This window comes from Streptomyces sp. AC627_RSS907, from assembly GCF_019049165.1.
In genome coordinates this window covers 114,696-126,576 of sequence record NZ_JAGMUE010000114.1, presented here as the reverse complement: position 1 = coordinate 126,576, position 11,881 = coordinate 114,696, and the positions used below count along the sequence as shown (strand labels likewise).

Annotated in this window: 10 protein-coding genes and 1 pseudogene; 2 read left to right on the top strand and 9 right to left on the bottom strand. The window is 69.8% G+C overall.

Annotation, left to right across the window (positions count from 1 at the left end; all coding sequences use genetic code 11):
- Positions 1-287 precede the first annotated feature (287 nt).
- Positions 288-587, bottom strand: coding sequence for a hypothetical protein (locus KUM32_RS45015; RefSeq protein WP_217144205.1), 300 nt, complete (start codon positions 585-587; stop codon positions 288-290).
- A gap of 182 nt (positions 588-769) precedes the next feature.
- On the opposite strand from KUM32_RS45015, the gene KUM32_RS43755 reads away from it, so the two are divergent.
- Positions 770-1,096 carry a hypothetical protein gene (locus KUM32_RS43755; RefSeq protein WP_254406092.1) on the top strand — a complete coding sequence of 109 codons (327 nt, stop codon included), beginning with the start codon at positions 770-772 and terminating at the stop codon, positions 1,094-1,096.
- Positions 1,097-1,366: 270 nt separating this feature from the next.
- Here KUM32_RS43755 and KUM32_RS43750 read toward each other — a convergent pair.
- Positions 1,367-1,564: pseudogene (locus KUM32_RS43750) on the bottom strand (hypothetical protein); the annotation flags it as partial.
- A 248-nt stretch (positions 1,565-1,812) separates the two neighbouring features.
- On the opposite strand from KUM32_RS43750, the gene KUM32_RS25045 reads away from it, so the two are divergent.
- Positions 1,813-2,772, top strand: a complete 960-nt coding sequence (locus tag KUM32_RS25045) for an SDR family oxidoreductase (protein WP_217144204.1) — start codon at positions 1,813-1,815, stop codon at positions 2,770-2,772.
- A gap of 46 nt (positions 2,773-2,818) precedes the next feature.
- On the opposite strand, the gene KUM32_RS25040 is transcribed toward KUM32_RS25045, so the two are convergent.
- The 7 genes from KUM32_RS25040 to xylB form a co-directional block, all read right to left on the bottom strand.
- Positions 2,819-3,618, bottom strand: a protein-coding gene (locus KUM32_RS25040) for an IS5 family transposase (RefSeq protein WP_217144227.1) whose coding sequence is annotated in 2 segments (ribosomal slippage) — positions 2,819-3,270 and positions 3,270-3,618 — 801 coding nt in all. Because the reading frame shifts where the segments join, the coding sequence is not laid out codon by codon here.
- Positions 3,619-3,702: 84 nt separating this feature from the next.
- Positions 3,703-4,173, bottom strand: coding sequence for a hypothetical protein (locus KUM32_RS25035; RefSeq protein ID WP_217144203.1), 471 nt, complete (start codon positions 4,171-4,173; stop codon positions 3,703-3,705).
- Positions 4,174-4,440: 267 nt separating this feature from the next.
- Complete coding sequence (locus KUM32_RS25030; RefSeq protein ID WP_217144202.1) at positions 4,441-5,964, bottom strand: aldehyde dehydrogenase family protein; 1,524 nt, start codon at positions 5,962-5,964, stop codon at positions 4,441-4,443.
- Positions 5,965-6,102: 138 nt separating this feature from the next.
- A complete protein-coding gene (locus KUM32_RS25025; protein ID WP_217144201.1) occupies positions 6,103-7,368 on the bottom strand; it encodes a GAF domain-containing protein in 1,266 nt (421 codons plus the stop codon).
- Between the two features lie 111 nt (positions 7,369-7,479).
- Positions 7,480-8,085 carry an N-acetylmuramoyl-L-alanine amidase gene (locus KUM32_RS25020; RefSeq protein WP_217144200.1) on the bottom strand — a complete coding sequence of 202 codons (606 nt, stop codon included), beginning with the start codon at positions 8,083-8,085 and terminating at the stop codon, positions 7,480-7,482.
- Between the two features lie 649 nt (positions 8,086-8,734).
- On the bottom strand, positions 8,735-9,943 hold the full coding sequence (locus KUM32_RS25015; RefSeq protein ID WP_217144199.1) for an ROK family transcriptional regulator: 1,209 nt from the start codon (positions 9,941-9,943) through the stop codon (positions 8,735-8,737).
- A 431-nt stretch (positions 9,944-10,374) separates the two neighbouring features.
- Positions 10,375-11,820 carry a xylulokinase gene (xylB, locus tag KUM32_RS25010; RefSeq protein ID WP_217144198.1) on the bottom strand — a complete coding sequence of 482 codons (1,446 nt, stop codon included), beginning with the start codon at positions 11,818-11,820 and terminating at the stop codon, positions 10,375-10,377.
- Positions 11,821-11,881 lie beyond the last annotated feature (61 nt).

Genomic DNA, 11,881 nt, shown 5'->3' with positions numbered 1-11,881 from the left:
GGTCCGCTTCTGCTGGAGCGGCCGCCGCAGCCGCCCCCTCCAGCATCGCCGCCGACAGGAGAACAGCAAGCCCGCCTGATACCCAGCGCAGACTCTTGCTCTTCTCACGCCATATCCACCCTCTTTCCTCAGGGGGAGGCAGCGTCACTTCAGATCTCACGAATCCATTCCTGTCTCTTGTAAGGAAACCGTGAACGACTCGAAAAGTAGCCAAGGACGCAAGATCACCAAGATCACTAAAGGGGCAACTTGGGCATCGCCCCTCCCGTTCACCCACGTGATCCTGATCACGGTACGTAACGTGATGAATACGGAAGCCCCAGGTCAAGGCCAACCATCCCGGTCTGTCCGCCCGCGTCCGCCGCCTGCCCCGGCGCGAGATCACGCCCGACCACTACGACCGCACCCGGGCCCACCACCGCCTGGAGATCCGGCGGCTGAAAACCGCCGCTTTCGCCCACCTCGACTATCCAGACGCACGCCTTCAGTGACACGCCGAGGGAATGGCGGCAGCCTTCGCCACGAACACCTCGATCGGTCTCCGCCCCCTGGCTGCGATCGACGGCACCGAGTTCCCCGTCGAGCATCCCGTCTTGGCACAGCTCCAGAAGGCGTATCTGTCGATCCCCGGCGAGACCCTGTGGGGCACTGTCATGGCGGGGGTGACCAGGTGGATCGGCCGTGAAGCCGAGTTACTGCGCACGGCCATGCGGAAGAAACAGAAGGAGTTCGCCGAGCTGGTCGGCGTGAACCCTCGACGGATCCCCCGGTGGAAGCGCTGGGGGGACCACCGAACTCGAACTCGACAACCAAGCAGCGCTCGATACGCTACTGGCTCGAGCCGACCCCGAGGTTCAGCAGCGGTTCGCCGCGCTTCTGCCCGATCGTGCCGCTGCTGAGCGCGATGGGCGCGCCGAGGAACTGCTACGAAAGGATCCGAGCACCCGTCGGCACCCGATTGGCGGAAGGTCTCGAGGTCCTCTTCCGCCACTGTGCCGAGTTTCTTGACGGCCTTCGAGAGCAGGCAAACCGCCTCATCGAGCGGTCCATGGGCGAGTGGCAGCGCGTCAGCCAAGGTGAGGTACCCGAGGGCTGAACCGGGAGTTGGCGTGCAAGCCGGGCTCGGTGGGCAACAGGCTGAGTGAAGGGCGCCTGGCGGGTGAGAACCCAGGTCAGGCGCCCTTCTTCCTGCGTTTAGAAGAAGCCCAGCTTCTTCGGCGAGTACGACACCAGCAGATTCTTCGTCTGCTCGTGGTACGCGTTGGCCTTCACCTCTGACCTGCGGTAATGGGCGGAATAGTGTGCTGTGAAGCCGAGTTGGTCCGCGACTGGTCCGGATCGCGGTATGTGGTCCGTAGTCCGTGGTGCCGGCGAGCGACCCCCGTGGTACCACATGGGTGACGGCGTGACGAAGATGGACGAGCGTGGCCAAGAGCCGGTCGACGAACACCAGCCGGTGCTTCGCGCCAGCGCCCACGGCCCGCTTCCGCGGTCGAGCGGCGAGCCTCGCTTGGTGACGCTCCTGCCACAACAAGCCGACTGCATGCGTCGAGTTCCCGACCACCCGACCATGATCAACTATCCAAGCTCGACTTCTCACCGCTTACCGTGCACGAGCTCGTTACAGGTCATCTCATTTGGATTGGCTGGTTGTCAGGCTGAGCAGAGTCATCCTCACCAGCCGAGCTTCCTCTGATATGGTCATCGACCTCGATCCGCAGCTTGGTCCAACGGTGGTTGCGTACGGCAGAAGCCATTCGGCACCTGGGTCAAGTGCAAGATCTCCGCGAAAACGCGTTGAAAGGTCTTGCCGTGAACTGCTTCGAGCGTCACAAAAAAGCGTCAGACACCACAGGTGTCCACCTGCTGACCGTTGTCAGCGCACGCAGGAGCGAAGGCAGCAGTCCCACAGGAGTTGTTGGTCGGCGCCTGGCACGACAGCTGCTCGCCAGGGGGCGGACCGTACGGGTGCTTGCCGAACCGGACCAGTGCGGTGGCTGGCCTGACGGGGTGGAAGTCGTCGCTGGCTCTGTCACCCGCCCGCTGGAGTGCGCGCGTGTATTCGACGGTGTCGAGGCCGTGTTCCTCGCCGGCGTGCTTCCATCGACAGTTCAGGAGGCCCTAACCCTCGCCCGGAACGCCGCCGTCGAGAGAATCGTCCTGCTGTCGTCTCACGGACCGGAGTACGAGGAGGCGTATCCGCCCGACACGTGGTTCTGGCTTGCGATCGAGAAAGCGGTGGAAGGATCGGGCATCCCGTGGACGCACATTCGGCCGTCGGCGGTCATGGGTGCCGTCATCGAGGGGACTTACCCGGCGACAGGGTCGGACTGGCCCGACTCTGTTCGCGCCCACGGAGTGGTCCGAGAGGCTTTCCTCAACCAGGGACATTATCCCTTCATCCATGAGGAGGACCTCGCCGCCGTAGCGACCGCAGCCCTGACCTGCGATGACTTCACCGGGATGGTCATTGAGGCGGTGGCTCCGCCCTTGAGTACCCGATCACGCATACGGAGCATCGCCACTGCTTTGAAGCGCGGCATCGACACGGTCGAGCTGACGGCCGACGAGAGCCGGGTGGCCTGGCAACGTCTTGGCTGGCCCGACGGCGCGATCGACGTGACGCTGTACGCCTTGGAGGAGTACGGCACCCGCTTCGCCGAACTCGTTCAGTGGACACGTGACCAGCGGCCATCCGTACAGGACATCATCGGCCGCCCACTGCGGACCTATGACGACTGGGTACGCGAGCACATTGACCTGTTTCGCTGACGTCGACGAGTTGCCCAGATTCCGCCGACAGATGTAAGGAAGGGTCTCATCGGGTGAGCCGACGGTGGCAGATGAAGGTGCAGGCGAGGCTGGTGAAGGCGAGGAAGTGCTCGGCCTTGCGTTCGTAGCGGCGGTGGAGTCGGCGGCAGCCGGCGAGCCAGGCCATGGTGCGTTCGATGGTCCAGCGGTGTCGGCCGAGTCGCTGTGAGGTCTCGACGCCCTTGCGGGCGATGCGGTGCTGGATTCCTCGCTGTGCCAGCCATTGCCGCAGGTGACGGTAGTCGTAGCCCTTGTCGGCGTGGAGCTTGCCGGGCCTTCGCCGGCGAGGGCCGCGGCGGGACCGGATCGGAGGTATGCCCTTCACAAGCGGGATCAGCGCCTGGCTGTCGTGGACGCTAGCGCTCGAGATGCCGACGGACAGGGGCAGACCGGTCCGCTCGGTGATCAGATGGATCTTCGAGCCGTACTTGCCCCGGTCGACAGGATTCGGACCTGTCAGCTCCCCCTTTTCAGTGCCCGCATGTTCAACGAGTCGATCGCGCACCGCGACCAGTCCAGCTCGCCGCGAGCACCGAGCTCGTCGAGGACCAGGCGGTGGAGCTTGGCCCACACCCGGGCCTTCGTCCACTCGGTGAACCGGCGGTGGGCCATCGCGCCGGACGGCCCGAACGAAGCCGCCGGCAGCTGCTGCCACGTGCAGCCCGAGGTCGCCACGAACACGATCGCGGCCAGGACCTCGCGGTCGCCATGGCGACGCCGGCCACCGCCCTGCGGTCGCGACGGCGCCTCGGGCACCACTCGCTGGAACAGCTCCCACAGCTCATCCGGCACCAGCCGCTCGACAATCCCCACCACGACAGCAGCCTACCCAGCCAAATGAGATGACATGTTAGTGTGTCGTGCCGTTTGCGCTGTTAAGGGCGTCCTTGCCTACATGTAGTAGGCGTAACGGGTGGCGATGCGGGCGTTGGGCGGGACGTGTTTGAGGATCGAACCGACCCGGTAAGCGGTACGCAAAGTGAGGGGGTCGCGTTCGTCGAGCTGGGCGTTGTTCCAGTTCATCTTTGTCAGGGCGAGGATGTCCATGCTGGCGGTCAGCAGATCTGTGCCGTGTGTTGCGGGCCGTATCAGCAGTGGCTGGGGGACGTACAGGCCGGGGTAGGTCCGGAAGTACGGCACCGAGCCGCGGGTGTACAGGAGCAGGGAACGAGCGTCCAATTGGACGCTGGTGCCGCACAGCGGGGGGAGTTGGCCGCTGCGGTACAGGTGTGGGGCGCCGCGCCGCTGAATCCACAGCAGGTCGACGTGGTCGATCTCACGCAAGTCGGCGGCGAAGTTCGACGTCTTGTACTCGAGTGCGCCCGCCGCGCCGGCCAGAGCATCGAGGTCCTCTTCCGCCACTATGCCAAGTTTCTTGACGGCCTTCGAGAGCAGGCAAACCGCCTCATCGAGCAGTCCATGAGCGAGTGGCAGCGCGTCAGCCAAGGTGAGGTACCCGAGAGCTGAACCGAGAGTTTGGTCCGTGACTGGTCCGGAAGCACTGGTCGGGAGGGGTGTAGCCGTGGGAGGAATCGGGAGTTAGCGTGCAAGCCGGGCTCGGTGGGTAGCAGACTGAGCGAAGGGCGCCTGGCGGGCATAAGTCCAGGTCAGGCGCCCTTCTTTCTGCGTCTAGAAGAAGCCCAGCTTCTTCGGCGAGTACGACACCAGCAGATTCTTCGTCTGCTGGTAGTGCTCCAGCATCATCTTGTGTGTCTCCCGGCCGATCCCCGACTGTTTGTAGCCGCCGAAGGCGGCGTGTGCCGGGTAGGCGTGATAGCAGTTGGTCCAGACGCGCCCCGCCTGGATCGCACGACCCGCACGGTAGGCGGTGTTCATGTCGCGGGTCCACACCCCGGCGCCGAGTCCGTACAGGGTGTCGTTGGCGGTCGCGATCGCATCGTCGAAGTCGTTGAAGGACGTGACGGACACGACCGGTCCGAAGATCTCCTCCTGGAAGATCCGCATGCGGTTGCGGCCCTCGAAGATCGTCGGCTGGACGTAGTAGCCGCCCTTCAACTCGTCGTCGTACTCGACGCGTTCGCCGCCGGTGAGTACCTTGGCGCCCTCCTGCCGGCCGATGTCCAGATAGGAGAGGATCTTCTCCAACTGGTCGTTGGACGCCTGCGCGCCGATCATCGTGCCGGTGTCCAGGGGATGCCCCGGCTTGATCCGCTCGGTGCGGGCGACGGCGGCCTCGATGAACTCGCCGTAGCTGCCGCGCTGGATCAGCGCCCGGGACGGGCAGGTGCACACCTCGCCCTGGTTGAGCGCGAACATGGTGAAGCCTTCGAGCGCCTTGTCACGGAAGTCGTCGTCCTGCGCCCAGACGTCGTCGAAGAAGATGTTCGGCGACTTGCCGCCGAGCTCCAGCGTGACGGGCCTGATGTTCTCCGACGCGTACTGCATGATCAGCCGCCCGGTGGTGGTCTCCCCGGTGAACGCCACCTTCGCCACCCGGGGGCTGGACGCGAGCGGCTTGCCCGCCTCCACGCCGAAGCCGTTGACGACGTTGAGGACACCGGGCGGCAGCAGGTCCGCGACCAGGCTCAGCCAGAAGTGGATCGAGGCCGGGGTCTGCTCGGCGGGTTTCAGGACCACCGCATTGCCGGCGGCGAGCGCGGGGGCGAGCTTCCAGGTCGCCATCAGGATCGGGAAGTTCCACGGGATGATCTGCGCGACGACACCCAGCGGCTCGTGGAAGTGGTACGCCACGGTGTCGTCGTCCACCTCGCCGAGCGAGCCCTCCTGCGCGCGGATCGCTCCGGCGAAGTAGCGGAAGTGGTCGATGGCGAGCGGGATGTCGGCAGCCAGCGTCTCCCGCACCGGCTTGCCGTTCTCCCAGCTCTCGGCGACGGCGAGGCGTTCCAGGTTCGCGTCCATACGATCGGCGATCTTCAGCAGGATGCCGGAACGCTCGGTCACCGAGGTGCGGCCCCAGCCCGGGGCGGCCTCGTGCGCGGCGTCGAGCGCCCGCTCCACGTCCTCCGCCGTACCGCGCGCGACCTCCGTGAACGGCTGACCGTTCACCGGGGACGGGTTCTCGAAGTACTGCCCGCGCGTCGGGGGCACGTACTCGCCGCCGATGAAGTGGTCGTAGCGCGACTCGTAGGAGACGATCGCGCCCTCGGTGCCGGGCGCCGCGTAACGGGTCATCCTGTCTGCCTCCCTCATCGGGCGCTGCCCGCCGTTGGACAGCTCTGCCCGCGAGGCTAGGAAGTGGGACGTTGCGCGGACGTTGCGTGTGCGCGGCGGCCACAATCCGGGCCGTGGCCGTCTCTCACCGGGCGGCGGTCACCACCCGTTCGGCGCCGGCGCCGTCAGTTCGGACTCCAGCGCGGCGAGCCGGGACCGGGCGACGGCGGTGGGCCGGACCGCCGCCAGCGCCTGCCAGACCTCGAGATCGTCCTCGCCCCAGGGTGCGTGCGCCCAGTCGGCCAGCAGGTCGGGGTCGCCGGAGGCGATCAGTGCGGTGCGCAGATCGTCGGCGAGCCGGCGCCTGAGCCGTGCCACCGCCGGAGCCCGGGAGCCGGGCAGGAGTGGACCGGCGTACTCCGTCGCTGCCGCCGTCACCGCACCGGCCCGCAGACGACGCTCGACCACGGTGGCGTCGGACTCGACCGGGACCGCGAGCCGGTAGGGCCGGGACACGAGCCGGCCCGGCCCCAGGACCCCGCGTAGCCGGGCCAGTTCGGCGCGCAACGTCACGGGCGTCACCCTCTCGTCCTCGTACAGGGCGCACAGCAGCTCGTCACCGGTCATGCCCTCCGGGTGGTGGGCCAGTAACACGACGATCTCGCTGTGCCGCCGGCTCAGCCGGACTCTGCGGCCGTCCGTCCTCAGCAGTGCCTGGTCACGGCCCAACGCGGACAGCTCGGCCGCTTCGGTGCCGGGCCGCTCGGGGGTGAGCAGCGCCAGTTGTGACTCGGCGGCGCGTGCCACGGCCTGGACGAAGCCCAGACTGTGCGGATGCGCCAGCCCGTCCCCGCCGGTGATGTCCACGGCGCCGAGCACCCGCCCGGTACGGGGGTCGTGCACCGGCGCCGCCGCGCACGTCCACGGCTGGACCCGCCGGATGAAGTGCTCGGCCGCGAAGACCTGAACCGGCCGGCCGACTGCCACCGCCGTGCCCGGCGCGTTCGTCCCGACCGCGGACTCCGCCCACCGGGCACCCGGTACGAAGTTCATCCGTCCCGCCCGCCGCCGGGTGGCCGGATGCCCCTCGACCCACAGCAGCCTGCCGTGCGCGTCGCACACCGCCAGCAGGTGCTCGCCGTCGGCGGCGAACGTGCCCATGAGTTCCCGCACCAGTGGCATCACCCGGGCCAGCGGATGCTCGGCCAGGTAGGCCCCGAGGTCACCGTCCGTCAGCTCCACGCTCGCCGTTCCGTCCGGGCCGACACCTGCCCGGACCGACCGCCGCCACGACTCCGCCACCACGGCACGCACGGGCCGCGGCACCGTCCCCGCCTCGGTGAACGTCTCGTGTGCGCGCCGCAGCGTCCGCGCGCGTTCGGCGGGGTCCGTCCCCGGTTCCAGAGCCAGCCATGAATCGGTCAACTCGGCCTCCCCGGACGGTGTGATGCGCCTGGGGACATCGTCACCCCGCCGGTACGCGCGAACAACCTCCACGACCAGCCGGATCGACCGGACGTCGCGGCACCCGGGGAGTCAGGCGAAGTTGACCAGTCTGATGTACCGCGTCCAGTCCCAGAACGGCCCGGGATCCGTGTGGTCGCTGCCCGGTACCTCATGGTGAGCGATGATGCGCGTGCGGTCCCGGGGGATGCCGTAGGCGGCGCAGATCGCCGCGGTGAGCCGGGCCGACTGCTCGTAGAGGGCGTCGGTGAAGTATTCGGGCCGGTCCACCCACCCCTCGTGTTCGATTCCGATGCTGCGGGTGTTGTAGTCCCAGTTCCCCGCGTGCCAGGCGACGTCTGCCTCACGGACACACTGCGCCACGTGTCCGTCGGAGGACCGGACGACGTAGTGCGCGGACACCTGCCTGGCCGGGTCGCGGAAGATGGCGAGGGTGTCGGAGTACGTCTCCTGCGTGACGTGGATGACCACGTGGTCGACGGGATAGGCCGTGGGCCGGCTCGACGGGGTGTAGTTGGACTCGTTCGCCGGCTGCCACTCCGCGGAGGGGTAGTCGACGGACCGGGGACGTGCGGCGGCGCGTGTGCCGGAGAGCAGGGTGTACGGGACGGTGGCGAGAGCGGCGCCCTTGAGGAGCCGTCGCCTGGTCGGAACCGGTGCTGTCCTTTCCCTTTCCATGGGGACTGCCTTTCGTCGGTGGGCCTCCGGCCCGGTGGGGGTGGGTGCTCGGATGCGCGACGTGGCTGAGAAGAGAGAACGCTGCCGCGGACGGACGTCCGAGGACCCGGGTGCGAGGACCTGTGTGCGAGGTGCGTCCGTGTGAATCACCGTACGGGGGCCGCGGGTTGCGCAGAAGGGCGCCGCGCCGTTCCGTGGACAGCCGCCTCCTTGTGGAGACAGTGCTCACCCGATCGAGTGGCGACGGCCGGGAGCGAGGGGACGGTCGACGAGGCGGGAAGGGGAGCGGGCAGGCGGCGACCACGGACGGCCTGCCCTCGCGACCAGGGCGTTTTCCGGCTCGGGTGCCGGTCCCGGGGGCACGGCTGGAGAGGCCTCGGGTCCGTAACCGCGAGCACGGCTGGATCGGGCTCGGCTCGGAATCCGACACCGCGGCGGGCGGGGCTCGGCTCGGAATCCGCCACTGCGGCGGGCGGGGCTCGGCTCGGAATCCGCCACCGGGGCGGGCGGGGCTCGGCTCGGAATCCGCCACCGGGGCGGGCGGGGCTCGGCTCGGAATCCGCCACTGCGGCGGGCGGAGCGCGGTCGGAATCCGACCCCGAGGCTGTCAGGGCGTGGGTCGGAATCCGGCACCCACCGCCGGATCGTGCTAAGCCCGCTCCGCCACCACCGCCGGATCGTCCAGCACGGCCCGGACCACCGCGTGTGCGGCGCCGAGCAGCGGCCCTCGCGGTCCCAGCTGCGACACGGAGACCGGGCAGGCCGGGCCGGCCGTGCGCCGGGCGAGCTCGTCCCGCAGTGACGGCAGCAGCCAGGGAGCTAGACCGGCCAGTGCTCCGCCCAGCACCACGCTCTGGGGGTCGAGCAGGTTGACCGCCCCGGTGAGCGCGATGCCGAGCGCGGTCCCCGCGTCGCGCAAGGCCTGCCGGACGGCCTCGTCGCCCTCCGCGGCACGCCCCGCGAGGAGCCCGACGCGGTCCTCACCCGGCTCCACACCGGCCGCGCGCAGTACCGCCTTCTCACCGGCGTACTGTTCCAGGCATCCCCGCCCTCCGCAGGCGCACGCCGGCCCGTCGGGATGGACCGGCACATGACCCAGCTCGCCGGCGAATCCGCGGGTTCCGCGCAGCAGCCGTCCGTCGACGACCACGGCCGCACCGATGCCGATCTCCGCCGAGACGTGCAGGAAGTCGCGAGGGGTTCCGTCGCCGAGCCAGAGCTCGGCCAGCGCACCGAAGTTGGCCTCGTTGTCCACGGTCAACGGCAGGTCCGCGGGCAGCAGGGCGCCGAGGTCCGCGTCGTGCCAGTCGAGGTTCGGGGCGCGCACGACGGTCCGGGCGTCCCGCGACACGAGACCCGGCACGGCCACCGCGAGGCCCGCCGGCCACAGACCTTCGGCCTCCGACTCGGAGACGACCTGCCGCACCAGACCGGTGAGCTGCTCGATCACCGGCTCCAGCGAGCGGCCCCGGTTGCTGCCGTACCGCACGACACGCGATCGCACCTGGCCGCGCAGATCGACCGCGCAGACCGCGAGGTGGTCGACGCCCACCTCGGCTCCGACACCCGCCGGGCCCCGCGCGCTGACGGCGAGCGCCGACCCGGGCCGGCCCACCCGGCCGGGACGCTCGGGGCCGAGTTCCTCCAGCAGGCCCGAGCGGATGAGCTCGTCCACGAGGGTCGACACCGCGGCCCGCGTCAGCCCGATCCGTGAGGCGACGGCGGCCCGCGACAGCGGGCCTTCGGCACTGACGGTGTGCATCACCCGGGCCAGGTTGCGGCGGCGCATGCCCTGCTGGGTGTCCGGCAGTGCGCGCCCGGCGGGGACCGGGTGGGTTTCGTGCGACGGTGCGGTCATTCCTGTGTCATTCCTCCGTCAGTCCTCCGGCGGTCTCCATCGTTCTCCGTCGTTCTCCGCTTGTTTTCGCTTGTTCTCGGTTGCTCTCCGTCGCTCTCGTTCGGTCCCCGGTCGGACCGGACCTCGGCACGTGAGCCGGGGCGAGCCCGGCGGACGTGTCCGAGGGTGGCCGACGAGCCTCGGTGACCTGCCTCGGCGGGCGTCCGCGAGGCACCCTCCGAGGGCGACCGTCGCGTCGCCTCCACGCAGACGCGGTCCGGCGACGAGCGCCGGACCGCGTCCGCCAAGGCGCCCCGGACGGCGCGCGCGTCGTCGGCGGCCCCGCCTCCGGGCCTGCCACGGGGAACGACCCGTGACGGTGTGCGTCGTTGACGCCCCACGGGAACGCGCATGACGGTGCCCCGGTGGCGTCACCCAGCGCGGGCGCTTCCTCAGTGAGAGGCCGCGTTCCGCTCCAGCAACGGTGCCGCGTCGGAGAGTACCCCGGTGATCCGCGTCAGCGTCGCCTCGTCCCGTTCCACGGCGTCGAGGACAGGCCCGGCGGAGGTGTCCCAACGCCGGGCGACCGCTGCCGCGTCCTCGCCGGTCAGCAGGCCGGCCGCCTGTGCGGCGGCGCCGAGCGCGACCAGTTCCCTGGCCTCCGGGATCTGGACAGGGCGCCCCGAGAGCCGTCGTACGGTCTGCTGCCACGCCGTACCGCGTGCGCCGCCGCCGATCAGCAGCAGGGGAGCGGACGGGTCCGCTTCGGCGTCCAGGACCAGGTCGAGTGCGCCGAGCAACGAGTGGACGGCGCCGTCGTACGCGGCCTGGAGCAGCTGGCCGGCGGTCGTGTCATGGCGCAGCCCGTACAGAAGGCCGGAGGCGTGCGGCAGGTTCGGCGTGCGTTCACCGTCCAGGTAGGGCAGGAGCGTGACGTCGGTGCCGGGTTCGACGGCCTCCCGGTCCAGGCCCAGCAGGGCCGCGACCCGGTCGACGGCGAGCGTGCAGTTGAGGGTGCAGGCCAGCGGCAGCCAGTCGCCGCGTGCGTCGGCGAATCCCGCCACGGTGCCGGTCGGGTCGGCGGGCCGGCGCTGCGACACGGCGTACACGGTGCCGGACGTGCCCAGGCTCATCACCGGCGAGCCGGGGCGCAGCCCGAGGCCCAGCGCGGCGGCCGCGTTGTCGCCGGTTCCGGCGGCGACCAGGGTTCCCTTGGAGAACGGCAGGTCGTGGCTGTCGCGCACGGTGCCGGCCACCTCGCCGGGCCGGACCACCCGCGGCAGCAACGCCGGATCGAGCCCCACGCGCGCGAGGATCTCCTCGTCGTACGTCTCCGTGCCGGACGCCCACCAGCCGGTGCCGGACGCGTCGCCGCGGTCGGTGGTCCCTTCACCGGTGAGCCGCTCGGTGAGGTAGTCGTGGGGGAGGCGTACGGCCCTCGCCGCGCGGGCCGCGTCGGGCTCGTGCTCGGCCAGCCAGGCCCACTTGGTGACCGTGAAGGAGGCGCTCGGCACGAGGCCCGTGCGCTCCGCCCAGGTCTTGGGCCCGCCCAGCTCATCGATCAGCCGGCGGGCCTGCGGCGCCGAGCGCACGTCGTTCCACAGGAGGGCCGGGCGCACCGGTTCGCCCTGGGCGTCCAGCGTGACCAGTCCGTGCTGCTGACCGCCGATCGACACCGCGGCGGCCTCGCGTGCCGCGTCACCGCACTGGTCCAGGGCGTCGACCAGCGCGTCCCACCACTGGCGCGGATCGCTCTCGCGGCCGGCCCCGGAGGACACGGTGTGGGGTGCCTGGCCGCTCGCGACGACCCGGCCGGTGGCCGCGTCGACGACCAGCGCCTTGGTGGACTGGGTGGACGTGTCCACGCCGACGACGAGCGGACCCTCGGCTGCTGACATCGGGTTTCTCCCTCTTCCGCGGCTCTCTGCGGGGATATCACTGATTGACCTGGGGTTTTGT

What these genes read in the sequence shown, in the direction of transcription:
- KUM32_RS25020 (WP_217144200.1), bottom strand. Translation starts at nt 8,085, where the DNA reads ATGGAAAGGGAAAGGACAGCACCGGTTCCGACCAGGCGACGGCTCCTC.
- KUM32_RS25030 (WP_217144202.1), bottom strand. Translation starts at nt 5,964, where the DNA reads ATGACCCGTTACGCGGCGCCCGGCACCGAGGGCGCGATCGTCTCCTAC.
- KUM32_RS45015 (WP_217144205.1), bottom strand. Translation starts at nt 587, where the DNA reads ATGCTCGACGGGGAACTCGGTGCCGTCGATCGCAGCCAGGGGGCGGAG.
- KUM32_RS25015 (WP_217144199.1), bottom strand. Translation starts at nt 9,943, where the DNA reads ATGACCGCACCGTCGCACGAAACCCACCCGGTCCCCGCCGGGCGCGCA.
- xylB (WP_217144198.1), bottom strand. Translation starts at nt 11,820, where the DNA reads ATGTCAGCAGCCGAGGGTCCGCTCGTCGTCGGCGTGGACACGTCCACC.